Source organism: Catellatospora chokoriensis, from assembly GCF_011297315.1.
GTDB lineage: Bacteria > Actinomycetota > Actinomycetes > Mycobacteriales > Micromonosporaceae > Catellatospora > Catellatospora citrea.
In genome coordinates this window covers 62,467-86,165 of record NZ_JAAOTI010000002.1, presented here as the reverse complement: position 1 = coordinate 86,165, position 23,699 = coordinate 62,467, and the positions used below count along the sequence as shown (strand labels likewise).

Annotated in this window: 23 protein-coding genes and 1 pseudogene; 5 read left to right on the top strand and 19 right to left on the bottom strand. The window is 72.9% G+C overall.

Going from position 1 to position 23,699, the window contains the following annotated elements; all coding sequences use genetic code 11:
* Positions 1-93: 93 nt before the first annotated feature.
* The 5 genes from HAV39_RS02950 to HAV39_RS02930 all read right to left on the bottom strand — a co-directional run bounded on the left by HAV39_RS02950 (position 94) and on the right by HAV39_RS02930 (position 3,045).
* Positions 94-489: a PIN domain-containing protein gene (locus HAV39_RS02950; protein ID WP_191837621.1), complete on the bottom strand. Its 396-nt coding sequence runs from the start codon at positions 487-489 to the stop codon at positions 94-96.
* 42 nt (positions 490-531) lie between these two features.
* Positions 532-723 (bottom strand): type II toxin-antitoxin system VapB family antitoxin, encoded by a 192-nt coding sequence (locus HAV39_RS02945; protein WP_275413989.1) that lies wholly within the window; start codon positions 721-723, stop codon positions 532-534.
* A 98-nt stretch (positions 724-821) separates the two neighbouring features.
* Positions 822-1,211 (bottom strand): VOC family protein, encoded by a 390-nt coding sequence (locus tag HAV39_RS02940; RefSeq protein ID WP_191837619.1) that lies wholly within the window; start codon positions 1,209-1,211, stop codon positions 822-824.
* Complete coding sequence (locus HAV39_RS02935; RefSeq protein WP_239121034.1) at positions 1,208-2,368, bottom strand: sensor histidine kinase; 1,161 nt, start codon at positions 2,366-2,368, stop codon at positions 1,208-1,210. Before HAV39_RS02935 ends, HAV39_RS02940 begins: the two co-directional genes overlap by 4 nt.
* Positions 2,365-3,045 (bottom strand): response regulator transcription factor, encoded by a 681-nt coding sequence (locus HAV39_RS02930; RefSeq protein WP_120318659.1) that lies wholly within the window; start codon positions 3,043-3,045, stop codon positions 2,365-2,367. The genes HAV39_RS02935 and HAV39_RS02930 overlap by 4 nt, the downstream gene beginning before the upstream one ends.
* A gap of 160 nt (positions 3,046-3,205) precedes the next feature.
* On the opposite strand from HAV39_RS02930, the gene HAV39_RS02925 reads away from it, so the two are divergent.
* On the top strand, positions 3,206-4,450 hold the full coding sequence (locus HAV39_RS02925) for a C39 family peptidase (protein ID WP_191837618.1): 1,245 nt from the start codon (positions 3,206-3,208) through the stop codon (positions 4,448-4,450).
* Between the two features lie 52 nt (positions 4,451-4,502).
* Here HAV39_RS02925 and HAV39_RS02920 read toward each other — a convergent pair whose 3' ends face one another.
* The 8 genes from HAV39_RS02920 to HAV39_RS02885 all read right to left on the bottom strand — a co-directional run bounded on the left by HAV39_RS02920 (position 4,503) and on the right by HAV39_RS02885 (position 16,507).
* Positions 4,503-5,777 (bottom strand): outer membrane protein assembly factor BamB family protein, encoded by a 1,275-nt coding sequence (locus tag HAV39_RS02920; protein WP_191837617.1) that lies wholly within the window; start codon positions 5,775-5,777, stop codon positions 4,503-4,505.
* A gap of 22 nt (positions 5,778-5,799) precedes the next feature.
* Positions 5,800-7,086: an outer membrane protein assembly factor BamB family protein gene (locus HAV39_RS02915; protein WP_191837616.1), complete on the bottom strand. Its 1,287-nt coding sequence runs from the start codon at positions 7,084-7,086 to the stop codon at positions 5,800-5,802.
* The gene (locus tag HAV39_RS02910; RefSeq protein ID WP_191837615.1) at positions 7,083-8,360 is read right to left on the bottom strand and encodes a hypothetical protein; all 1,278 of its coding nucleotides are present in this window, start codon (positions 8,358-8,360) and stop codon (positions 7,083-7,085) included. The genes HAV39_RS02915 and HAV39_RS02910 overlap by 4 nt, the downstream gene beginning before the upstream one ends.
* Positions 8,357-9,682, bottom strand: a complete 1,326-nt coding sequence (locus HAV39_RS02905; protein ID WP_191837614.1) for an outer membrane protein assembly factor BamB family protein — start codon at positions 9,680-9,682, stop codon at positions 8,357-8,359. Before HAV39_RS02905 ends, HAV39_RS02910 begins: the two co-directional genes overlap by 4 nt.
* Entirely contained in the window at positions 9,679-10,980 is a 1,302-nt protein-coding gene (locus HAV39_RS02900) for a hypothetical protein (protein WP_191837613.1), read from the bottom strand. The genes HAV39_RS02905 and HAV39_RS02900 overlap by 4 nt, the downstream gene beginning before the upstream one ends.
* A gap of 146 nt (positions 10,981-11,126) precedes the next feature.
* Positions 11,127-13,064 (bottom strand): 1-deoxy-D-xylulose-5-phosphate synthase, encoded by a 1,938-nt coding sequence (gene dxs, locus HAV39_RS02895; protein WP_191837612.1) that lies wholly within the window; start codon positions 13,062-13,064, stop codon positions 11,127-11,129.
* Between the two features lie 228 nt (positions 13,065-13,292).
* Positions 13,293-14,501: a class I SAM-dependent RNA methyltransferase gene (locus HAV39_RS02890; protein WP_191837611.1), complete on the bottom strand. Its 1,209-nt coding sequence runs from the start codon at positions 14,499-14,501 to the stop codon at positions 13,293-13,295.
* On the bottom strand, positions 14,501-16,507 hold the full coding sequence (locus HAV39_RS02885; protein ID WP_191837610.1) for an APC family permease: 2,007 nt from the start codon (positions 16,505-16,507) through the stop codon (positions 14,501-14,503). Before HAV39_RS02885 ends, HAV39_RS02890 begins: the two co-directional genes overlap by 1 nt.
* 178 nt (positions 16,508-16,685) lie before the next feature.
* On the opposite strand from HAV39_RS02885, the gene HAV39_RS02880 reads away from it, so the two are divergent.
* Together HAV39_RS02880 and HAV39_RS02875 are read left to right on the top strand one after the other, a co-directional pair.
* Complete coding sequence (locus HAV39_RS02880; RefSeq protein ID WP_191837609.1) at positions 16,686-17,348, top strand: potassium channel family protein; 663 nt, start codon at positions 16,686-16,688, stop codon at positions 17,346-17,348.
* A gap of 11 nt (positions 17,349-17,359) precedes the next feature.
* The gene (locus tag HAV39_RS02875) at positions 17,360-18,052 is read left to right on the top strand and encodes a potassium channel family protein (protein ID WP_120318650.1); all 693 of its coding nucleotides are present in this window, start codon (positions 17,360-17,362) and stop codon (positions 18,050-18,052) included.
* A 65-nt stretch (positions 18,053-18,117) separates the two neighbouring features.
* On the opposite strand, the gene HAV39_RS02870 is transcribed toward HAV39_RS02875, so the two are convergent.
* The 4 genes and pseudogenes from HAV39_RS02870 to dut form a co-directional block, all read right to left on the bottom strand.
* Positions 18,118-18,819 carry a DUF3159 domain-containing protein gene (locus HAV39_RS02870; protein WP_191837608.1) on the bottom strand — a complete coding sequence of 234 codons (702 nt, stop codon included), beginning with the start codon at positions 18,817-18,819 and terminating at the stop codon, positions 18,118-18,120.
* 31 nt (positions 18,820-18,850) lie between these two features.
* The gene (locus HAV39_RS02865; protein ID WP_191837607.1) at positions 18,851-19,240 is read right to left on the bottom strand and encodes an OB-fold nucleic acid binding domain-containing protein; all 390 of its coding nucleotides are present in this window, start codon (positions 19,238-19,240) and stop codon (positions 18,851-18,853) included.
* A gap of 378 nt (positions 19,241-19,618) precedes the next feature.
* Positions 19,619-20,380: pseudogene (locus HAV39_RS02860) on the bottom strand (DUF3710 domain-containing protein); the annotation flags it as partial.
* Between the two features lie 9 nt (positions 20,381-20,389).
* Positions 20,390-20,845, bottom strand: coding sequence for a dUTP diphosphatase (dut, locus tag HAV39_RS02855; protein ID WP_120318647.1), 456 nt, complete (start codon positions 20,843-20,845; stop codon positions 20,390-20,392).
* Positions 20,846-21,025: 180 nt separating this feature from the next.
* Here dut and HAV39_RS42510 point away from each other — a divergent pair, with 180 nt between their 5' ends.
* Positions 21,026-21,469, top strand: a complete 444-nt coding sequence (locus tag HAV39_RS42510) for a DUF3093 domain-containing protein (protein ID WP_239121035.1) — start codon at positions 21,026-21,028, stop codon at positions 21,467-21,469.
* On the opposite strand, the gene HAV39_RS02845 is transcribed toward HAV39_RS42510, so the two are convergent.
* Positions 21,452-22,288: a hypothetical protein gene (locus tag HAV39_RS02845; RefSeq protein ID WP_239121036.1), complete on the bottom strand. Its 837-nt coding sequence runs from the start codon at positions 22,286-22,288 to the stop codon at positions 21,452-21,454. The genes HAV39_RS42510 and HAV39_RS02845 overlap by 18 nt on opposite strands.
* A 182-nt stretch (positions 22,289-22,470) precedes the next feature.
* Complete coding sequence (locus HAV39_RS02840; protein ID WP_120318646.1) at positions 22,471-22,767, bottom strand: DUF4193 domain-containing protein; 297 nt, start codon at positions 22,765-22,767, stop codon at positions 22,471-22,473.
* Positions 22,768-23,068: 301 nt separating this feature from the next.
* Between HAV39_RS02840 and HAV39_RS02835 the strand changes: the two genes are divergently transcribed.
* Complete coding sequence (locus HAV39_RS02835; RefSeq protein ID WP_239121037.1) at positions 23,069-23,641, top strand: LytR C-terminal domain-containing protein; 573 nt, start codon at positions 23,069-23,071, stop codon at positions 23,639-23,641.
* The last annotated feature ends 58 nt before the right edge of the window (positions 23,642-23,699 follow it).

Sequence of the window (23,699 nt, the reverse complement as noted above, 5' to 3'; positions counted from 1 at the left end):
GTTTCGGGTCAGGAGCCGGGGTTCTACCCCACTTCCTGACCCGAAACAGCGATCATCGCCGTTTCGGAGAGCGACACCGCATACCAAGCCGGGTCAGGCGACTGTTCCCCTCGGCACCACCCACTGAGCCCGGGCGCCCACTGCGGAGCAGATGCGCTCATAGTCGCTGTCGTAATGCAGCACCACCGCATCATGTGCGGCCGCGACGGCTGCGACGAACAGGTCGACGACGGACGTCCGATGCTGTCCCGAGGCGGCCAGTTTCGCCTGCGCCGCCAACGCCTTCTCTTCGACGAGGTCGTCGCCGCCCAGCATGATGGTCGCGTCGAGCAGCTCACGCAGCCGCCGGAACTCATCAGCGTTGCGAGCGCTGTAGCAAACCTCGGCGGTCAGCAGAGCGCAGGTGCCCAACTCACCGAAGCGGCTCAGCTCCGACAGCGCGTCGGCGACCGACGGGGTGGTCCGCCGTGCCCATACCGAGGTGTCCACGAGGTAGATCGTGAAGGGGCACCGGACCGCCGCCGCCATCGCTTACCGGCCCGCAGCCCGGTAGTGCTCCTCTGGATCCGCGATAACCCGGATGTCAGCCGTCTCCTTGAGCAGAGTCTGCAATCGCCACCGGCGTAGCACGTCACGCAACGCGACGTTGACCGCATCAGTCTTGGTGCGCACGCCTAGTAGCTCCATCACCTCGGTGCAGGCTTCGTCGTCCAAGTTGATCACTGTCCGCACGGGAGCCCCCTATATCTAGATCTTGATATCAAGACTCATCTCATATGGTATCACCAGATCGGGTCGTATCGACACCCGCGAGGTTCTGCTCATACGGCGGCGGTGGTGCGTTCGGCGGCGGAGCGTTCGACGCAGAATTCGTTGCCCTCGGGGTCGGCCATGACCGCCCAGCCGGTGCCGTCCGGGTTGCGCAGGTCGTTGACCAGCGTCGCGCCGACGGCGAGCAGGCGCTCGATCTCCTCGTCACGGCTGCGGTCGGTCGGCTGCAGGTCGAAGTGCACCCGGTTCTTGACGGCCTTGCCCTCGGGCACGGCGATGAACAGCAGCCCGGGCCCGTCGTCGGGCGACATCAGCAGCGCGGCCGGGTCCTCGGGTTTGTCGTCGGGGTCGCGGGGATAGCCGGTGACCTCGCTCCAGAAGCCCGCCAGCGCGTACGGATCGGTGCAGTCCACGGTCAGATGCCGGATCAGGGAGGTCATTTCTCCGATGCTAGGGGTAGCGCGATGGTGACCTCCATACCTCCACCGGGCAGTGCCACCGCGCCGACCGTGCCGCCGTGCGCCACGCAGACCGCGCGCACGATGGACAGGCCCAGGCCGGAGCCTCGCGCGCCGGTGCGCTCCCGCCCGCCGCGGCGGAACGGCTCGAACAGGCCGGGCACGTCGGCCTGGTCCACCTTGAACCCGGTGTTGCCGACCATCAGCCGGGCGTACTCGCCGTCGTGGCGGCTCTCCACCCAGATCTGCCCGCCCAGGTGGTTGTAGCGGACCGCGTTCTCGATGAGGTTGCCCGCCAGCCGGTCCAGCAGGCTCGGATCGCCGATGACCGGCGCCGGGTGCAGCTGGGTGTCGACGGCGAGCCTGGTCCGGCGCACCTCGTGCTCCATCGCCGACAGCGCGCCCAGCACGCCCGCGCCGAGGTCGACCGGCTCGTTGCGCAGCCCGGTGCGGCCCTCGCTGCGGGCCAGCATCAGCAGCGCGTCGACCAGGGCGTTGGCGCGTTCGGACGCGTCGCGCACCACGGTCGCCATGCGCCGCAGCTCGGCGGTGTCGACCGCGGGGTCGGACAGCGTCACGTCGATCTCGGTGCGCATCACCGCCAGCGGGGTGCGCAGCTCGTGCGAGGCGTTGGCGACGAACCGCTGCTGCGCGGTGAAGGCCGCGCCGAGCCGGTCGAGCATCGCGTCGAAGGTGTCGGCCAGCTCGGCCACCTCGTCGTCCGCGCCGGTGTAGCGGATGCGCTGGTCGAGGGTCTCCCCGCCGAGCTTGCGGGCGGTCGCGGTGACGTGGTGCAGCGGGCGCAGGGCACGGCCGACCACGGCGTACGCCCCGAGGATGCCGACCACGCTGATCGCCAGCACGGCGACGATGCCCTTGACGGTCAGCTCGGTCTGCGCGGCGGACAGCACCGACTCCTGCCACTGGCGCGCGTCCAGCTGCTGGCCGTCGGCGAGGCGGACCATGGTGCCCGCGGCCAGCTCGTCGGCGGGATGCAGCACCGCGTTCACCACCAGCCAGGCGACGAGCATCACGAGGATGCCCGCGCCGACCAGCAGCACCCCGTTGAGCAGGGTGAGCCGCAGGCGCAGGGTGGGCCGCAGCCCGCGGCGGGGCACCCGCACGGGTCGTGCGATCACGCGGCACCGTCCTGCGCCGCGGACGGAATGCGGTAGCCGGCGCCGACCAGTGTCTCGATGAGCGCGGGCTGCCCGATCTTCATGCGCAGCGTGCGCATGGTGACCCGCACTATGGTCGTGAACGGGTCGGTGTTGGCGTCCCAGACGCGCTCCAGCAGCTCCTCGGTGGAGACCACGCCGCCGCGGGCCCGCAGCAGCTCCTCCAGTACGCCGAACTCCTTGTTGGTCAGGTCGATCAGCACACCGCCCCGGGTCACCGAGCGCTTGGCGGGATCGAGTTCGAGGTCGCCGGCGCGCAGTACGGGCGGGGTGACCGGGGTGGCCCGGCGGCCCAGCGCCTGCACCCGCGCCACCAGCTCGTCGAAGGCGAACGGCTTGGGCAGGTAGTCGTCCGCGCCCAGGCGCAGGCCCTCGACCCGCTCGGCGACGCTGCCGCTGGCGGTCAGCATCAGCACCCGGGTCAGCGCGCCGGAGCCGACCAGCGCGGCGCACAGCTGGTCGCCGTGCATGCCGGGCAGGTCCCGGTCCAGCACCACGACGTCGTACCGGGTGACGAAGGCCATCTCGTGGCCGACACTGCCGTCGTAGGCCACGTCCACGGCCAGCCCGTGCCGGCGCAGCCCTCGGGCGATCGCATCGGCCAAGTGCCGCTCGTCCTCCACCACCAGCACCCGCACGTCTCCGCCTCTCTCCGACCGCCTGGCATCGCCCGCGGCAGCCGCCGGCGAGGGTGTCTGCCACGAAGATAGAGCCCCCGAGCCATTGCAAAAAATCTTCGCGTATAGAAGCCTCATCGCAGGGATTCGCCATCGGTCGGGCGACGCACGGGAGGCACCGATGAATCGACGCGAAACGCTGCCCGCGTCCGCCGACCTCCCGGCTGCCGACGGCGCCGGGCAACCGTCCGCCGGGCGCGACATCGCCTTCCGGCGGTGGGACTCACCGCAGCGCTGGGCCGAGGGCACAGGCAGCGGCGTCTTCGCCGGCACCGCAGGCCTCACCTTCGCCGCCGCGACCGGGACGGTGTCGCACACCGACCCCCGCACCGGGCTGAGCACCGACTACGAGACCGCCACCTGGACCGGCCCGGCGACCGCGGTCGGCTTCGCGGCCACCGAGCTGATCCCGTCCTGGACCGCCGACACCCCCGGCGGCAGCTTCCTGCGGGTCCAGGTGAGCGGCACGACCACGGCGGGCACCGTCACGAAGTGGTTCAACCTCGGTGACTGGGCCGCCGACGACACCGCCTTCCGGCGCACCTCCCAGCGCGGCCAGGGCGACGCGGACGGCGACGTGAGCGCCGACACCTACCGCGCCGCCGACGGGCGCGCGCTGGCCTCCTGGCGGCTGCGGGCGACCCTGCTGCGCCCGGCCGGCAGCACGGACACGCCAGTGCTGCGCACCCTCGGCGCGGCCGCCTCCGCGCTGCCCGCGCCCGGCGCGCTCACCCCGAGCAGCCCGCTCGCGGCGCGGGGCCTGGTGCTCGACGTGCCGCCCTACTCCCAGCAGCTCCACCGGGGCGAGCACCCGCAGTGGGACAACGGCGGCGAGGCGTGGTGCAGCCCGACCTCCACCTCGATGGTGCTGGCCTACTGGGGTGTCGGCCCGACCCCGGCCGACTACGCCTGGGTCGAGCCCGGCCACACCGACCCGTGGGTCGACTTCGCCGCCCGGCACACCTACGACCACGCCTTCGCCGGGTGCGGCAACTGGCCGTTCAACACCGCGTACGCCGGCCGGTTCGGGATGCGGGCCTTCGTCACCCGGCTGCGCTCGCTGAACGAGGCCGAACGGTTCATCGCCGCCGGAATCCCGCTGATCGCGTCGGCGTCGTACCGCAAGGGCCAGGTCCCCGGCCTCGACTACGACACCAAGGGCCACCTGATGGCGCTGGTCGGCTTCACCGACGCGGGCGACCCGGTGCTCAACGACCCGAACTCGCCGAGCAACGCCCAGGTGCGCAAGCCCGTCGGCCGGGCCGAGTGGGAGTCGGCCTGGCTCGACAGCAGCCGCGGCCTGGTCTACGTGATCCACCCGGCGTCGGTGCCGCTGCCGACCCCGCCTGGCCAGGCCAACTGGTGACGACGGGCCGGTCCGCGCCGGGTCGGCCTCGGTCGGCGGCGCCCGCGGTCGGTCAGTCCGCGAGGCGGTAGACGTCCAGGCCGACCAGGGACTGGCAGACCACTGCCGCGCCGCCCAGCCAGCAGCGGTCCAGGGTGATCCCGCCGACGCCGACCAGCCGGATCCGGGTGGGGCGGGCCAGGTCCACCACGCCGAACCAGGTCCGGTTGCCGTTCGTCCGCGTCAGCACCAGCCTGCGGCCGTCGGTCCCGGCCAACGTCCAGCCGTCCAGCCGCAGCAGCAGCTCGCCGGTCATGGTGTCGCGCAGCACACCGGCCTGCGGGCGCTCGTCGGTGCCGGTCAGCACCCGGCCCGGCCCGAGCGGCGCGAACCCGTCGACCCGGCCCTGCCAGCGCACCGTGCCGTCGGCGGGGTCGAGCAGCCAGACCTCGTCGGCCGCGCTGGCGCAGACCAGCGGCGCGCACTCGGTCAGGTACACGTGGCGGCTGTCGAACGCGGGCGCGACGTCCCACGCGGTCTCCAGCGCGGGCAACCGCAGCGCCGCGACCCGGCGTCGCCCGTCCCGCTCGTAGGCCGCCACCACCAGCCCGCCGACCACCTGCACGGCCGACGTTCGCGCGGGCAGCTCGTGCACGGCGCCCGGCACGCCGTCGACGCCGACCAGCCGCACCCGGTCCCGTCCGTCGTCCTCGACCAGCACCAGTCCGGCGAGCCGCCCGTCGGCCAGGTACGGCGCCAGCCGGTACGACGTGTCGAGGGTGTGCCGCCACAGCGGACGCCCGGTCGGCACGTCCCACCCGCCGTACCAGTCGACCGGGGCGGACATGCCCGCCAGCACCACGGTCCGGGACGCGACGCCCAGCACGTAGGCCCGCTCGTGCCACCGCCGCCGGCCGGTCGCCGCGTCCAGCGCGTACGTGCTCCACGGCTCGTCCGGGGCTGCGGTGTCGAGCACCGTGACCAGCAGCAACCCGTCGACCTGCCGGGCCTCGTGCACCTCCGGCGAGCGGCCGTCCAGCGGCGCACGCCAGCGCACCGCGCCGTCGCCGTCCCCGACGGCCACCAGGTCCCGCACGTTCGCACCCCGATCCACCACCAGCACCAGGCCGCCCGCGAACACGACGGGCGCGGCGAGCGGCGGCGCGAGTTCGGTGATCCGGCGCAGCGGCAGGGTGGCGGCAGGGATCGATCCGGCACAGGCCAGCAGCGCGGTGAGCGCGGCGGCCAGCAGCGCCACCACCCGCCGTCCGGTCCGGGACAGGCTCGGCCCGCCGTCCGGTTCCTCGTCGTCCCCGCGGGGGTCGCCGAGGTCGATGAGCACGGTCACCCTGCCTCCCGCTTCACCGGACTCAGTCGGGGAGCCGCCAGAGGGTCGCCTGGTTCCCGTCGTGCAAGCAGAGCAGGGTCGGCTGCTCGAACGCACACCGTCGCACATCACCCGGCAGCTGCGCCAGGATCTCGGGACCGTCCGGGCCGAGTCGGGCGACCTGCAGCCGCGCCCCGTTCTCGACGGGCCGTACGAGCACCGAGACCGGCGACTGCTCCCACAGCACCTCCCAGCCCGTGATGTCGGTCTCCCGGCCGGTGCCGAGATCGAGCACCGTGTTGGGGCGGGGGCCGAGCTCGCCGTCCATGTCGCGACCCGGGTCGAAGACGAGCAGATGAGAGTCCCTGACCAGGTACTGCTCCGTGGGCAGGCGGCGCACCACCGCCCCGGTCGCCCGGTCGACCACCTCGAGCCCGCCCGCCGGGTCGGACAGCGGAACGCACCGGAACACCGCGCCGCACCGGACACCCCACCCGTCCGGCGCGGTCGCCGGGATCGCCGCCAGCGTCGTCCCGTCGAACCAGGCCAGTCGGGAGCCTGTCTCGCCGGAGTACTGGACGGCGAGTTCCCCCTTGTCGGCGAACGCCCCTTCGACCGTGGCGGGCACCCGCACCGTGCCGGTGTGCAGCACCCGTCCGTCGTGCACGTCGTACGCCGTCACGAGACCGGTCGGGCTCACCGTCCAGGCCGTGTCGCCCTCGTCGTCGAACACCGGGTTCACCGCGTCCGGCATCGTCCAGAGCCGCGCCCCGGTCCGCAGGTCGGCGACATGGACGGCGGGCGCCCCGTTCGCACCGTAGACCGAGCCCATCGTGCGGACGACGTCGCCGACCGGCGCCATCAGTTCGCCGGACCGCCACCGCACGGCCCCGGTCGCGAGGTCGAGTCCGACGCTGAGCTGCTCGTCGCCGTTCCCGTCGACCTGCGCGACCACGACGATCTCCGGCACCGCGGGCGAGACCACGATGTTGCTCATCTGCGGCCGCTCGGGCAGCTCCACACTCCAGCGCGGCGCGCCGTCGCCCGGCTCGTACGCCGTGAGCCGGCCCTGCCCCCGCAGCAGGAAGACGTCACCCGCGAACACCGGGCCGCTGGCGCGCGCGTCGGCGACCGGCACCCGCACCAGCTCGATCAGCCCTGACCGGGGCATCGCCGCGCCACCGAGCGCCAGCAGCAGCGCCACCCCGGACACCAGCGCGGCGACGCGCACGACGCGGCGCGGCTCGCCGGGCTCGGGCAGCGGCTCCCGCCAGCCGCCACCCAGCTCGATCACGGCCGCCCCGTCCGGCTCCCCCGCGACGACGTTCACGGTCTCTCCTCCCCGATCCGCCAGATGACCACTTCGCCGGCCTTGGTCGTGCAGGCCATCGCCCGCGGCACGGCCGCGCACCGCACCAGCCCGTGCGGCTCCCGGCCGAGCGGCCGCAACCCGTCGGCCGTCAGCTCGGCGACATGGGTGGCGAACGGGTCCCCGTCCTCGTGCCCGAGGATCCGGGCCACCTGTCCGGTCGTGGACAGGACGCGCCAGCCTGCCACGTCCGTGCGCGGTCGGTGGCCGGCCGGCTCCAGCCGGGCCCGGAGCACGCTCCCGGGCTCGCCGCCGTCGTCGAACAGCAGCAACCCGGCCGGGCTGCCCACGTGCCACGAGCCTTCCAGCAGGCGGATCGGGGCGCCGGTGGCGCTGTCGATCTGGTACGGCGGTCCGTCGTCGTACGGGTAGGCGCAGGACGTCCCGGCGCCGCAGTCCGCCTCCCAGGGCCAGCGGTTCTCCGCGCCCGCGGCGGTCAGGTCGGTGCGGTCGTACCACAGCACCTCGGCACGTTGCTCGACCCCGTTGGCGTCGAACCGGTAGCCGGCGATCCCGATCGCGTCGCGGCTGGCCAGCACGGCCACCCGGGTCCCGGCCGGCAACCGCACCCGCGCGCTGCGGCGCACCGCGCCCGTGGCCAGATCGCGCTCGACCAGCCCGCCGCCGGCGGCCAGCTCCCATACGGCCGATCCCCAGCGGTCCGGGACGAACGACCGCCCCGCGGCCACCCGCCAGCGCAGCGCGAAGGTCGCCGGGTCGTGCACCTGCGCCACCGGCCGCTCCGGATTTCCGGAGAAGCTGACCAGCAGGCCCGCGACCTGCTCCAGATAGGCCGCCGCACGCCAGCGCACCCGCCCGGTCGACCGGTCGACGGCCACCGCGTCGGCGATCGCGAACTGCGGCTGCGCCGACGTGCTCTCCGGCCGGGAGAAGCCCAGCACGAGGATGTCGCCGGCGTCGTACACCCAGTCGGTCGAGCCGGGCAGGCTCCAGCGCCGCCGTCCGTCGGCCGCGTCGTAGGCCGCGACCTCGGCCGCGGTGTGGACCAGGAGCGTGTCGTCGCCGGCCGTGGCGAGCAGGAGCGTCTGCGGCTCGGCCCAGCGGGCCAGTTCGGTCAACCGGGGTTCCGGTGCGGGCGCGGCGGCGGTCATGGTGCACGCGAGCAGCACCCCGCACACCGCGGCGGCGAGCGCGGTCGATCCGCGGCGTACGGCCGGCCGCGTGGGCTGCGAAGGCTCGGCGGCCCAGTCGGCACCGAGGTCGATGACCGTCATCCGCGCAGCCGCCAGAACGTCAGCTGGTTGCCGTCGTGCAGGCAGACCAGCGCGTGCTCGGCGAACGCGCACCCGCGCACCCGGAACGGCAGCTCGGTCAGCGGCCGCAGCCCGTCGGGCGTCAACCGGGCGATCTGGAGCCGGCCGGCGCCGGCCGGGCCGACCTCCCGGGTCAAGAAGATCGGCGGGTACGGCTGCAGGTCCGGTCGCGTCCAGCCGGCGAGGTCGTGCAGCACCCGACCGGTGACCGGATCCTGCAGCACGGCCAGGCCGGACCGCGCCGACTGGTCGAGGTCGCTCGTGAAGACGAGCAGCCCCGCCGCGCTCGGCGTGCCGTGGGAGTTGGCCGGCAGGCGGTAGCGCACCCGGCCGTCGGCCCGGTCGACGACGACCGGGTCCGCCTCCTCCCCGCCGGGCTTCGCCGCGAGGGCGCACCAGCTCGGACCGCAGTCGGTGCGCGCCCACAGCGGCGACGACTGGTCGATCGCCTCGAAGGTGGCCGTCTCGAAGTGCTCCTCGACCCGCGAGTCCCCCTGGGCGATGCCGAGCGCCAGCACGCCGTCGGCGGCGGTGGCCGCATACACCCTGCCCTCGGGCAGCCGCAGCACGCCGGTGCGCCGCACCTGCCCGTCGCGCAGGTCGTACCCGGTCACCGCGCCCGTCGCCGAGATCGCCCAGCCGGTCCGGGCGGCCAGGTCCACCGCGACGGCGTCGCCACGCAACCGCCAGCGCACCTGCCCGCTGCGCAGGTCGAAGACGCGCAGATCCGCCGGCGGCAACGGAGCGCCACCGGCGATCTCCTCCGGGTTCGGCATGACCGCATACTCCACCGCGACGTCGTCCACGGACGCCACGGCGACGCTCGAACGCCACAGGGTGGCCCCGTCGGCCAGGTCGACCACGCGGGTCTGCACTCCGGCGTCGGCCTCGGCCTGTTCCAGCACCACGACGTCCGCCTCGGCCGTCGGGGTGACGAAGGGCGGGGAAACCAGGCCGACCGCGGGCACCCGCCAGCGCCGCGACCCGTCGCGCAGCTCGTACGCCGACAGGTTGCCCCTGTCCGGAACCAGCACGACGTCGCCGACGATCGAGTACCTGCCGTCGTGGACGTCGGTGTCCAGCGTCACCCGGGCGAACTCGGTGACCCCGGGCCGGTTCGCCACCGCCCCGCCCAGCGCCGCGGTCAGGGCCACGGCCACGGCCAGCGCGAACGACCGCGTCCGCCACTGCCGCGGCTCGTCGAGGTGCTGGTCCGGCTCGCGCCAGCCCGCGCCCAGGTCGATCACGGCGAAGCCGGACGAGCCCGCCTCGGTCGCCGTCACCGCTCCTGCTCGATTCGCAGCACGACGATGTCACCGGCCATGGTGGCGCAGACCAGGGTCCGTCCCGCCATCGTGCACTCGCGCAACAGGTACGGCACGGCGTCGAGCCGCACCGCCTCCCGCGCCGTCAGCTCGGCCAGATAGGTGAGCTTGTGCGGCAGGTCGTAGTGGGCGAGCACGCGCACGACGCTGTCGTCCATGCCGAGCACCCGCCAGCCCTTGAGCCCGGTCTGCCGGTCTCCGGTCAGCGGGTCCAGCACGGCCCCCACGGTCGGCAGGCTGAAGGCGGCATCGCCCTCCTGCGGGCCGAGCGCCAGCACCCCCAGCGGGCTGCCGAGCACCGATCCCTCGGTCACCGACCGGACCACGGCGCCCGTGGCCGGGTCGACCAGGAACACCCGGTCGCCTTCGGCGGCGTACGCGCAGAACAGACCGCGGCCGCACTCCTGCTCCCAGGCCCACTGGCCGGCTCCGCTGACTCCGGCCAGGTCGGCGGCGTCGTACCAGAGCGTCGGGGCGTCCCGCTGCCGGCCGCCCTCACCGAAGGCGGTGATGCCCACCGCCGCACGGCTGATCCTCAGCGTGAGGCTGTGGCTCGACTCGGGCAGCAGCACACGCGCGGTGCGCCGCACGGCTCCCGTGCGCAGGTCGTGCTCGACCAGCGTGCCGTCGGGGGTGAGCCGCCACAGCGCCGCACGCCGCTCGTCGGGCGCCCACGACTGCGAATCCGGCAGCCGCCAGCGCACCTCGGCGGTGCGGGGGTCACGGAACTCCACCGCCTGACCGTCGCCGGTGGGCAGGTAGGAGATCATGACGTCGCCGTGCCACTCGATCTGCCGGTCACTGCTCCAGCGCTGCTGCCCGGTCGCCCGGTCCACGGCGCGGACCCACTCGGACTTCTCACCCGTCGGCTCGTTCATCGCGTCGCCGCGGAACAGCATCACCAGGTCCTGGTACGCGATCGCGTGGGCGAACGCGGCACCGGGCACCGACCACAGCTCCCGCCACCCGGCCGGGTCGTACGCGACCGCACGCTGGTTCTCGAACACCATGACCAGCCCGGCGTCGACCACCCGCGCGACACCGGCCGACGAGGGCAGGAAGGCCAGCGTGGACAACCGGTGCCGGGGCAGCGGGGCGGCCGCGGTGACACCGGTCAGCACGGCCACCACGGCGACACCCGCCGCCAGCCGGCGCACCACCCACCGCAGGATGCCGCCGGGGGCCGCGGGCTCGTCCGGCTCGTCGGCCGGCAGCACCCCCAGGTCGATGACGGCGTCGACCGGCTCACGCACCACGCCCGCACCACCTCACGCATCGTCGCGCGGGCCCGCCACACCGCCGGCGGCGGTGCGCCGGCGCGACCCGCGGGGGCTCCGCGTGCTCAGACGCGCCGGAGCCGCCGACGGGTTGTCGTCGGCGGCTCCGGTCGAGTGCTGTCGTGCTAGCCGCGCACCGAGGTGGCGAGCGGCGACGGGGCGGCGGGGGTGACCGCGGCGGCCCACTTGGTGACCCGCTCGGTGATCTCCGGGACGGTGAGCCCGATCTCGGCGAGGATCTCGGCGCGGGTGCCGTGGTCGATCCACGTCGACGGCACGCCGAGGTCGCGCAGCGGCACGTCCACCTCGTTGTCGCGCAGCAGCTTGGAGACCGCGTCGCCGACGCCGCCGTTGCGTACGCCGTCCTCGATCGTCACCACCAGCTTGTGCTCGCGGGCCAGCGGCACCAGGTCCACCGGCGCCGGACGCACCCAGCGCGGGTCGACCACGGTCACCCCGTAGCCACGCTCGGCCAGCTTCGCGGCGACCTGCACCGACAGGTGCGCGAACGCGCCGACCGACACCAGCAGCACGTCCTTGCGCTCGGCCTCGGCCAGCACGTCCATGCCGCCCAGGCCGTCCGAGCCGCCGACGCGCCGCAGCGCGGGCAGCGCCGCGGGCACCGAACCGGTCGGGAACCGCACGATGGTCGGCCCGTCCTCGATGCCGACGGCCTCGCGCAGCTCCTCGCGCAGCGTCTCGGCGTCGCGCGGGGCGGCCACGCGCAGGCCGGGCACCACGCCGAACACCGACATGTCCCAGATGCCGTAGTGGCTCGGGCCGTCGGGGCCGGTGATGCCGGCCCGGTCCAGCACGAACGTCACCGGCAGCTTGTGCAGTGCGACGTCCAGCAGGACCTGGTCGAAGGCCCGGTTGAGGAAGGTGGCGTACACGGCGACGACGGGGTGCAGGCCGGCCAGTGCCAGGCCCGCCGCCGACGTGGTCGCGTGCTGCTCGGCGATGCCCACGTCGTACGCCCGGTCGGGGTACGCCGCGGCGAGCTTGTCGATGCCGGTGGACTCGGGCATCGCGGCGGTGATGCCGACGACGTCGGGCCGCTCGCCGGCGATCTCCACCAGCTCCTCGGCGAACACGTTGGTCCACTTCAGGCTGGGGGCGGCCAGCAGCCGGCCGGTCTCCGGGTCGAACGCGCTGGGCGCGTGGAACCGGTCGGCCTCGTCGTTGAGGGCCGGCTGGTAGCCGTAGCCCTTGGCGGTGACCGCGTGCACGATCACCGGGCCGCCGAAGCGGCGGGCGCGGCCCAGCGCCGACTCCAGGGCGGCCTGGTCGTGCCCGTCGACCGGCCCGATGTACTTCAGGCCGAGATCCTCGAACATCGCCTGCGGGGCGACCGCGTCCTTGATGCCCTTCTTGACCGCGTGCAGCGCGTCGAACAGCGGCTTGCCGACCAGCGGGGTCTTCTCCAGCGCGTCCTTGACCAGGTCCAGGACCTTCTCGTAGCCGGGGTTCAGGCGCAGCGTGGCGAGGTGGTCGGCGAGCCCGCCGATGGTCGGCGCGTACGAGCGCCCGTTGTCGTTGACGATGATCACGAGCGGGTTGTCCGTGGCGGCGATGTTGTTCAGCGCCTCCCAGCACATGCCGCCGGTCAGCGCGCCGTCCCCGACGACCGCGACCACGTGGCGCTTCTCGCCGCGCAGCGCGTAGCCCTTGGCCATGCCGTCGGCGTAGGACAGCGCGGTCGAGGCGTGGCAGTTCTCGACCAGGTCGTGCTCGCTCTCGGCCTGGTTCGGGTAGCCGGTGAGGCCGCCGCGCTGGCGCAGCTGGTCGAAGCCGTCCATCCGGCCGGTGACCATCTTGTGCACGTATGCCTGGTGGCCCGTGTCGAAGATGAAGCGGTCGGCCGGCGAGTCGAAGACCCGGTGCATCGCCAGGGTGAGCTCCACCACACCGAGGTTGGGGCCGATGTGCCCGCCGGTGCGCGCGACCTTGGCGATCAGGAAGTCGCGGATCTCGGCCGCCAGGCCGGTCAGCTGCTCCGGGGACAGGGTCTTGAGGTCCTGCGGCCCCTTCACGGAAGCCAACAGGGACGCGCCCTCGTTCATGCCTTCTCCTCGCTGCGCTCGTCGGCGGCCTGAACCACACTGAACCTCACGGTTCCCTCGCTCCGCTCGCTCACGCCTTCTCCTCGCTGCGCTCGTCGGCCTCGCTGCGCCGCCGTTCCCGTAGGGCACTCCGGTGGGGGTGCCCTACGTTCCGCTTACCCATGCCGGGGAAGTCTATCGGCAGCACGCACGGCCGTTCACCGCCTCGCCCACCCCTTCACGGGACCTTCACCCGCGCCCCGGTGTCAACAGCGCGACGCACTCCACGTGATGGGTCTGCGGGAAGCAGTCGAAGGCCCGCAGCGCCCGCAACTGCCAGCCTTGCTCACGGAAGGTGCGCACGTCGCGGCCGAGCGCCGCCGGGTCGCAGGCCACGTATGCCACGGCGCGCGGACGGGCCGCCGTGATCGCCCGGACCACCGCGGCCCCGGCCCCGGTGCGCGGCGGGTCCAGCACCACCACGTCGGGCTGCGGCAGCCGCTCCTTGGGCCGCCGATCGCGGTGCAGCGCCCGCTCCACCGTCGCCTCCACCACGCGCACCGGCAGCGCGGCCAGGTTGCCCCGGGCCGCCGCGACGCCGTCGCGGGCCGACTCGACCATGGTCACCGCGCCGGTGACCCCGACCCGGTCGGCCAGCGCCGCGGCGAACAGCCCGGCCCCGCCGTACAGGTCCCAGGCGTGCTCGCCCGGCCGCGGGTCCAGCAACTCCAGCACCGCCTGCACCAGGGTGTCCGCGGAGGCGGGGTGGACCTGCCAGAAGCCGCCCGCGGAGATCGTGAAGTCGTGCCCGGCGGCCCGCTCCACGATCTGCTGCGGCGGGTCCTGGACCAGCTGGGCCGACCCGGTGGACGGCTTGACCACGTCGATCAGGTCGGTGTCCGGCCAGCGCCGTTCCAGCACGTCGAGCTGCTGGATCTCCGGGTGCGCGATGGCGCAGCGGCCGATCGCCACCACCTCGTTCGAGCGGTGCTTGAGCAGGCCCGGCCGGCCCAGCGCGTCGGCGCGGTAGCGGACCCGGGTGCGCCAGCCCTCGTCACCGCCGGGCAGCGCGTCGACCGTGACACCGAGCGCCGCCACCTCGGCCGCGTCCAGCTTGCCCAGCCGCTCCAGCTGCTCGCGCACCACGGCGGCCTTCCACTCCCGCTGCGCCGGGGACGCCACATGCTGCAGGTCGCAGCCCCCGCAGCCGTTGGCGTGGGCGTACGGGCACCGCGGGGTGATCCGGTCGGCAGACGCCGCCAGCACCTCGACGCAGTCGCCGCGCAGGTAGGCCTTGTGCAGCTCGGTGATCTCCACGACCACCCGCTCCCCGGGCAGCGCGTGCCGCACGAAGATCACCTGACCCTCGTGCCGGGCCACGCAGTGCCCGCCGTGCGCGATCGGCCCGACGGTCACCTCGACCTTGTCGCCCTCGTAGAGCTCCGTCACGGCGGCCATCAGGAGTCCTCCCCCGCCCGCGGCCCACGGGCCGGCGTGCGCACCAGCGACCGGTCGATCCGGTCCAGGTCGGTGCTGTTCGTCGAGGCCAGCTGCCAGGGCACGCTGGTGACCATGACGCCCGGCTCGTACAGCAGCCGGCCCTTGATCCGCAGCGCGGACTGGTTGTGCAGGATGTGCTCCCACCACCGGCCCACCACGTACTCCGGGATGTAGACCGTCACCACGTCGCGCGGCGAGGCCCGGCGCAGCGACTTCACGTACTCGATGATGGGCCGGCTGATCTCCCGGTAGGGCGAGTCGACCACGGTCAGCGGGGTGTTGATGCCGCGTCGCTCCCACTCGGCCTGGATGGCCCGGGTGTCCGCGACGTCCACGTTGACGGTGAGCGCGGTCAGGGTGTCCGGCCGGGTGGCCTTCGCGTAGGCCAGCGCCCGCATGGTCGGCAGGTGCAGCTTGCTGACCAGCACGATGGCGTGGTTGCGGGCCGGCAGCACCGGCCGCTCCTCCGACGGCACCAGCTCCCGGGCGACCGTGTCGTAGTGCTTGCGGATGCCCACCATGATCGCGTAGATCACCGCCATCGCCGCGATCGAGATCCACGCGCCGTGGGTGAACTTCGTCGCCAGCACCAGGATCAGCACGAAGCCGGTCAGCACCGCGCCGAACCCGTTGATGGCCCGAGCCCGCTGCATCCGGCGGCGGGCCGACACGTCGCGCTCGGTGCGCAGCAGCCGGTTCCAGTGCCGCAGCATGCCGATCTGCGACAGCGTGAACGACACGAACACCCCGACGATGTAGAGCTGGATCAGCCGCGTGGTCTCGGCCTGGAACGCGATGACCAGCACCGCCGCGAAGAAGGCGAGCAGCAGGATGCCGTTGGAGAAGGCCAGCCGGTCGCCCCGGGTGTGCAGCTGGCGCGGCAGGTAGCGGTCCTGCGCCAGGATCGAGCCCAGCACCGGGAAGCCGTTGAACGCGGTGTTGGCGGCCAGCACCAGGATCAGCGCGGTCACCGCGATGACCAGGTAGAAGCCGGGCGGGAAGTGGTCGAAGATGGTCTCGGCGAGCTGCGCGGTGACCGTCGGCTGCACGTAGTTCGGGGCGACGCCCACGATCTGCTCGGCCGGGTTCTCCACGTACTGCAGGCCGGTCTTGAGGCTCAGCGCCACGATCGAGACCAGCATGATGATCGACAGCAGGCCGAGCATGAGCAGCGTGGTGGCGGCGTTCTTGCTCTTGGGCGGCTTGAACGCGGGCACGCCGTTGGAGATGGCCTCGACGCCGGTCAGCGCCGCGCAGCCCGACGAGAACGCGCGCACCAGCAGGAAGGCGAACGCGAAGCTCGCGCCGACCTGCAGGCCGTGCTCCGGCAGGATGGTCAGGTCGGCGCTGGGCGCCTTGAGGTCCTCGCCGAGCACGAAGATCCGGATCACGCCCCAGCCGATCAGGCCGAGCATGGCGAACATGAACAGATAGGTCGGGATCGCGAACATGAAGCCCGACTCGCGCAGGCCGCGCAGATTCAGTGCGGCCAGCAGCGCGATCAGCAGCACCGCGGTGATCACCTCGTGCCGGCCGATCAGCGGGATCGCCGCCCCCAGGTTCTCCACGCCCGACGAGATCGACACGGCCACCGTGAGCACGTAGTCGACCAGCAGCGCGCTGGCCACGGCGAGACCGGACTTGGAACCCAGGTTGACCGTGGCGACCTCGTAGTCGCCGCCGCCGGACGGGTAGGCGTGCACGTTCTGCCGGTAGCTCGCGACGACGGTCAGCATCACCACCACGACCGCCAGCGCCACCCACGGGGAGTACGCGTAGGCGGCGGCGCCCGCGATCGACAGGGTCAGCAGGATCTCGCCCGGCGCGTAGGCGACGCTGGACAGCGCGTCGGAGGCGAAGATCGGCAGTGCGATGCGCTTGGGCAGCAGGGTGTGCTGCAGTCGGTCGGAACGGAACGGCCTGCCGAGCAGGAGGCGCTTCAGCAGGGAGGTAGGTCTCGCCACATGTGGGAGCCTACGACGCCGGGGCGCGAAGGCACGTGGCACTCTGATGTCGCGCGCCGTACGCGCGCATGGCAGGCTGGGCGAAGGTGGGGAGTCCCCTGGTGCGCCGTTCGCACGGCATGCCGGGACGAACCGCTTTCGCGGTGGCCGGACGACGGCATTGTCGGGAGGGCGTGACGTGCACGTTGTGATCATGGGGTGTGGCCGGGTCGGCTCGACGCTCGCGCACAGCCTGGAGGCGCGCGGGCACTCCGTCTCGATCATCGACCAGGACGCCGACGCGTTCCGGCGGCTCTCCCCCGATTTCGCCGGCACCACGGTCACCGGCGTCGGCTTCGACCGCGAGGTCCTCATCCAGGCCGGCATCGAACGGGCCGACGCCTTCGCCGCGGTCTCCAGCGGCGACAACTCCAACATCATCTCCGCGCGGCTGGCCCGCGAGACGTTCGGGGTGCAGCGCGTCGTCGCCCGCATCTACGACCAGCGCCGCGCCGAGGTGTACGAGCGGCTGGGCATCCCCACCGTGGCGACCGTGCGCTGGACCGCCGACCGCATCGTGCGGCACCTGGTGCCCGAGGGCGCCACCGAGCTCTACCGCGACCCCACCAGCACCGTCGCCATCATCGAGATCCCGGTGAACCCCGCCTGGATCGGCCACCCGCTGCACACGCTGGAGGAGGCGACCGGCACCCGGACCGCCTTCCTGATGCGCTTCGGCCTCGGCACGCTGACCACCGCGTCCACCGTGCTGCAGGACGGCGACCAGGTGTTCATGCTGGTCACCGACGACATCGCGGAAACCGTCACGAAGATCGCCGCCGCGCCGCCGGCCACGGCCTAGGAGGAGTCACCATGCGGGTCGCCATCGCCGGGGCGGGCAACGTCGGGCGCTCCATCGCCCAGGAGCTCATCGAGAACGGCCACCAGGTCATGCTGCTGGAACGCCAGCCGCGCATGCTGCGCCCCGAGCGGGTGCCCGCCGCCGACTGGGTGCTCGCCGACGCCTGCGAGCTGTCCAGCCTCCAGGAGATCAACCTCGCGGCCTGCGACGTGGTCGTCGCCGCCACCGGCGACGACAAGGTCAACCTCGTGGTGTCGCTGCTGGCCAAGACCGAGTTCGCGGTGCCGCGGGTGGTCGCCCGGGTCAACCGGGCCGAGAACGAGTGGCTGTTCACCGAGCAGTGGGGTGTGGACGTCTCCGTCTCCAAGCCGCGCGTGATGGCCGCCCTGGTCGAGGAGGCGGTCACGGTCGGCGATCTGGTCCGGCTGATGACCTTCCGGCACGGCGAGGCCAACCTCGTCGAGATCACCCTGCCCGAGGACGCGCCGCACGTCGGCCTGCCGATCCGCTCCATCCCGCTGCCGCCCGACAGCGCCCTGGTCGCTATCGTGCGCGGCCGCCGCGTGCTCACGCCGACCCCCGACGACCCGGTCGAGGCCGGCGACGAGCTGGTCTTCGTCTGCACCGTCGAGGTCGAGGAGCAGGTCCGCTCGGTCATGCTCGGCGCCGACAGCGTCGAGAAGACCCGCTCCCGCCGCCGCTGACCCCCGGCCGACCGCGCCGCGCGGACCCGGTGGTCGGCGCGGCGCGGTGGTGAGAGAAGGGCCGGTCAGGCCGGCTGGGGCTGTTCGCGGCGGACGCGGCGGACGACGCCGAAGCTGATCACGACGAGCAGGGCGAACAGCGGCGTGCCCATCACGATGCGGGCGATGCCGAGCGCGGTGCCCTGCTCGGTCATCCACAGCCCGCCCTGGACCACCACCTTGATCGAGAACACTACCGCCCACAGCGCGGTCAGCTGCGAGAAGACCCGCACCAGCCGGGCGTCCTCGCGCCAGTCGTTGCGGCCGCCGTTGGCGATCACCGACCAGAACCAGCCCACCATGGGGTGGCGCAGCGCGATCGAGCCCAGCAGCACCACGATCTGGCCCATGGTGATCCAGATGCCCGGCAGGTAGAAGTCGACCTCCTTGCCGGAGTCCCAGGCCATCCACGCGCCCAGGCCGATGCCGAACAGACCGTTCAGCGCGAAGCGCACCGGCCGCTTCTGTGCCAGCCGGACGATCGCGACCATGATCGCCACCGCCGCCGACGCGCCGATGGCGGACTTCAGCGCGATGCGCGACTCCTCGGCCGGGAACCAGAAGCCCAGCACGATGTTGGTCAGCACGAACACGATGACCGGGATGGCCGCCTCGGTCATCCCGCGCCAGCCGCCCAGCTGCTGCGCCACCTGCTCCGCGAACGGCGGGAGCTGGTCGGGATCCTCGTCCGCCAAGGCCCGATTACGGTCAGTGACAGGCTCGCTCATGACTGCTCCTCGCTGCGCGCGGATCGCTCGCTCACGCGGCCGCTTCCAGCTCGTAGTAAGGGTTGTAGATGACCTTGCGACCGTCCCGCACGGCGACCCGGCCGCGCACGTTAACCCCGCGGCCCGGTTCGATGCCGTTGATGTGGCGGCGGCCCAGGAACACCAGGGTGATCAGGTCGGTGCCGTCGTAGAGGTCGGCTTCCAGCGTCGGCAGGTTGGTGCGCGGCGTGTAGACCACCGTGCGCAGCCGGCCGCTGACGTTGACGAGGTCGCCGCGGTGCACGGTGTCCGCGCAGACGCAGCCCGCGAGTTCGGTGTCCCGGCGCAGTTCCTCCGACTCGAGCTCGGATTCGGTGGCGGTGAGCCGGTGGAGCATGCCACGCAGCCCCTTGTGCCGTGGTCGGGCGTCGTCGGTCGACATGACCTGCTTCATCCTTCCCCGCCGGGGCGAGGTCCCCGAGCGGCGCGTAACAGCCAGCCTACTGCGGGGCACCCCCGCTGGGGACACCCCGGGGCGCAACGTCACGAAGTCGTCCGGCGCGCCACGCGAACGGCGGCGCGCCGGACGAACCGTGTTCGGCCGAGGTCAGTCGCGGCGCGGACGCGGGGAGGGCTTGCGGCGCGGGACGTCGCCCGCAGCGGGGGCCGCGGCGCCGTTGCCACCGGCCGGCGCGATCGACCCGAACGGCGTCGGCGCGGGCGGCGGCGGCACCCGGCCGGGCACCAGCTGGTTGCTGCCGGAGCCGCCGTACGGGTCGCCGCCGTAGGCGCCCTCGCCGTACTGCGGCTGGCGGGGCTGCTCGACGGGGGGCTCAGGCTGCGCCTGGGCCGCCTGCCGGGCCGCGGCCTCCTCGGCCATGTTGGCCGGCAGGCGCAGCGGCAGCGCCTCACGGACCGGGCGGGCCGTGTCGTCACGGCGCACCGCCAGGCCGGTCAGGCACAGCGTCAGCGGGCCGGCCTCGGTCACGTCGATCGCGGCCGGGCCCTGGAACACCGCACGGACCATCCAGCGCGGCCCGTCCACGCCGATGAAGCGCAGGTCGTTGAAGCCCTCGGGGGTGCGGATCCGGGCCCGCAGCTCGATGCCCCAGCGCCCGGTCACCTCCTCGGCGCCCACGCCGTCGGCGAACAGCGACTTGCGGATCTCCTCGCGCACCTCGTCCCAGATGCCCTCGGTCCGCGGCGCCGCGAAGACGCCGAGCTGGAGCGCGTTCGGGCCGTGCACCAGCGCGATCTGCTGGATCAGGCCCTGCTCGCCGGCCTGCACCCGGATCTCGACCCCGTCGACTGCGGGCAGCAGCAGGCTGCCCAGGTCCAGCCGGGGCGCGTCGGGCGCGTCGGCGACGTCGTAGGGCCCGTCGTCGCCGAAGATCGAGGATTCGGGGAAGTAGGAGCCGTTCGTCCCGTTGGCGGCCTGGGCGGCGGGCGCGTCAGCCTCGTCGGGCTGCCAGTCCTCGCCGAGGAGCGCGGCGCGCCGGGCGGCGCGGGCGTCCACGAACTTCGGCTCCTCGGCCTTGGCGTGCCGGCCGCCGGCGGCCGCACGTCGTCGCGAGAAGATCACTGTTCCTCCTCATTTCCCCGTCGAGCCGTGCCCACCGGTGCCCCGTACGGACTCCGGCAGTTCGGCGACGTCGTGGAAGTGTGCCCGCTCCACCCGCTGCACGACAAGTTGCGCGATGCGGTCGCCGCGAGAGATCTTGGCGGTGTTCGCCCGGTCGTGGTTGATCAGCTGAACCAGGATCTCGCCCCGGTAGCCCGCGTCCACGGTGCCGGGAGCGTTGAGCACGGTCACCCCCATTTTCGCGGCCAGACCCGACCGCGGGTGGACCAATCCCACGAACCCGTCCGGCAGGGCGATCGCCACACCCGTGGGCACGAGCCGGTGCTCGCCCGGGGCGAGCACGACGTCCTCGGCGGCGTACAGGTCGGCGCCCGCGTCGCCCGGATGGGCGTACGACGGCGGGGGCAGGTCCGGGTCGAGCCGCCGGATCGGCACCACGACGGGTGGGGTCGCAGGGGGATACAACGGTCAGACCTCCGGGGGAAGTGCTTGGACGCGCGCCCGCGACGGGAGCTGCGTCTCCTTGCCTCTATCCTGCCGCGCTTGCTGGACCCGGCGGGCCCTACCCTCGATGATGTGACACATCCAGGCAGCGGCACGGCATCCTCAGGCACAACGGCGACAGGGGTCGGTGCGGCACGGCCTGTGCTCAGTCACACCGAGCGCCTGTCCGTGCCATGGTGGCTGTGGTTGCCGTCCTTGCTGGTGGGAGCCGTGTTGGCGGCTCAGGTGGGATTGGGCGCGGCCGGCCCGCGTGGCTGGGTGGCCTACCCCGTCGTGCTGACCCTGGTGACGGTGGGCCTGTGGCGGCTGGGCCGGATCCGGATCAGCGTGACCGAGGACGAGTTCGTCGTCGACGACGCCCGGCTGCCGCTGCGCCACGTGGCGCAGGCGATCCCGCTGGACGCCGAGACCAAGCGCGAGCTGCTCGGCGTGCACGCCGACCCGATGGCCTTCGTCGTGCAGCGGCCCTGGGTCCCCGGCGCCGTGCAGGTGGTGCTCGACGACCCCGACGACGTCACGCCGTACTGGGTGATCAGCAGCCGCCGGCCCGAGGACCTGGCCCGCGCGCTACGCCGGGTCGGCTGACCCCGGCGGCAGCGCCGGACGTCCCCGCTTGACCCGCAGGTCGCGACGGATGTCGTCGCCCAGCCGCCGGGTGGCCTTGCGGTTGAGGTAGCTGGCGATGGCCGCGCCGGTCAGCAGCGGGCCCAGCGTGGTCAGGTTGCGCCCGAACCGCTTGAGCACCATGTCGCGCAGCTGCTTGCGGGTGGCCGTGCCGAGCACCGTGGCCGCGGCCGCGCCGGGCAGCATCGGGCTGATGCCGCGGTGGCTGGCCCAGCCCTGCATCAGGCTGATCGCCCGCTGGGACGGCGTGCCGAGCACCGGCTGGCCGTACACCTCGTGCAGCTCGCCGATGAGTTTGAGCTCGATGCCGACCACGCCGACCGTCTCGGTCGCCAGCAGCACCGGCGTCGACAGCAGGGTGGGCGGCACCGCCCACTCGATGGACGCCATTCCGCCGCCTACCGCGCCGACGCCCGCCGCGGCGCGGGCCGCGTTGCGGATCAGCCGCTCGGCGAGGGCTTCGTCGTCGAGGCCCGGGTAGTGCCGCCGCAGCGTCTCCAGGTTGCGCACCGGCACGTGCGGGGCCAGGTCGGAGACCGCCTCGGTGATCCAGTTGATCGCCTTGCGGGGCATGAAGACTTCTTTGACCCCGCGTTCGCGCAGGCCCACCAGCATCCGCCCGAGCAGTTTGCGCCGTCCGGCCTTGTCGAGGTCCTCGTCGGCGAGCCCCGCCACCGCCAGCGCCAGCTCGTCGGGCCTACCGGCGCCGGGTGCGGCAGTGCCCGACGCGCCTGTCGATGACGCAGCGTCGCCGGGCACCTCTTCGGGGCTGGTGGTCATGGCTGGCTCCTGTCGGCTGAGACGGCATCTGGTCCACGACGTTGCTCGGGGCCACCCTGGACCCGTTCCCCGTGTGGCACGCCGCGTCCGTTGCGGCGTGCCTCGATCCGTGTACCCAGATGTTCTGCGCCATCTCACCCCATCGCGTCAAGCCCCGGAAACCGTCCGGTGGGCGCACGCGGTCAGGCGCACTCGCGGCAGATCGGCTCGCCGTTGCGCTCGCCTGCCAGCTGGCTGCGGTGATGCACCAGGAAACACCGCGAGCAGCGGAACTCGTCGGCCTGCATCGGCACGACCTTGACCGTCAGCTCCTCGTCGGCCAGGTCGCCGCCGGGCAGCTCGAAGTTCTCGGCGAGATCGACCTCATCCACGTCCACGCTGCCCGACTGTGTGTCGACACGCCGGGCCTTCAGCTCCTCGAGGCTGTCCTCACCGAGGTCGGCCTCGTCACGGCGCGGGGCGTCGTAGTCGGTGGCCATCGATTGTCACACTCCCAATTTGTGTCTTGTCCGTCATGCGTACGCAACGTCGTCACTCTCGACGAGCGCGGTACTTTAGCGCGCCCGTGTGGGAGTTGTACGCTCCTGCACGCGAAGTTGTTCCCGATGTGACTGAGCCGACAGCGTTATGGGGCCGTCGGGTCAGGCGAGACCAAGGTAGGGGCAGCCGCCCGCCGATCACGGTCGGCGCGCCGGGAACGTCCGGCCAATTCCGGTCGTCTGTCGGGTCGCGGCCCCCGGCGGGCCGGTCAACCGATAACCTCTGGCCCATGCCGTCAAAGTGGCGGCAGCGGACCTCTGGCTCACGGGGAGCGGCACCGAGATGCAACTAGCACGAATTCGGGCGATCGCCATCATCAGCACCCTGGCGATCATCGGTATCACTCTGGCCGTGATCACGCTCAATCGTGACACGCAGAGCGACGCTCCCGTGACCCAGAGCTGTCCGGCGGGCTTCGTGCCCGTCGACAACACGCTGCCTGACTCCGAGAGCGAAGTGAAGATCAACGTCTACAACGCCACGACCACGGTGGATCTCGCCCGTAACGTGGCCGCGGACTTCACCAACCGCAAGTTCAAGGTGGAGAAGACGGGCAACGAGAGGAAGGCCCAGCCCGACATCGTCGCCGAGCTGCGCTACGGCCCCAAGACGGTCGGCGCGGCCCAGCTGCTGAAGGCGTACTTCCTCAATGACGTCGAGCCCGTGTTCGACATCAAGCGCGAGAACGACACCATCGACGTGATCATCGGCGGGCAGTTCAAGCAGCTCGCCACGCCTACCGAGATGCGTCAGGCGGTCGCCGCCCTGGGTCGCCCCCTGCTGCCCGAGGGCACCTGCGCCGAGAAGCCCTGACCGAGCGCACCACGGGTCGCCCCACCCTGAGCCGAAGGCCCCGTCCGGCCGCTGTACG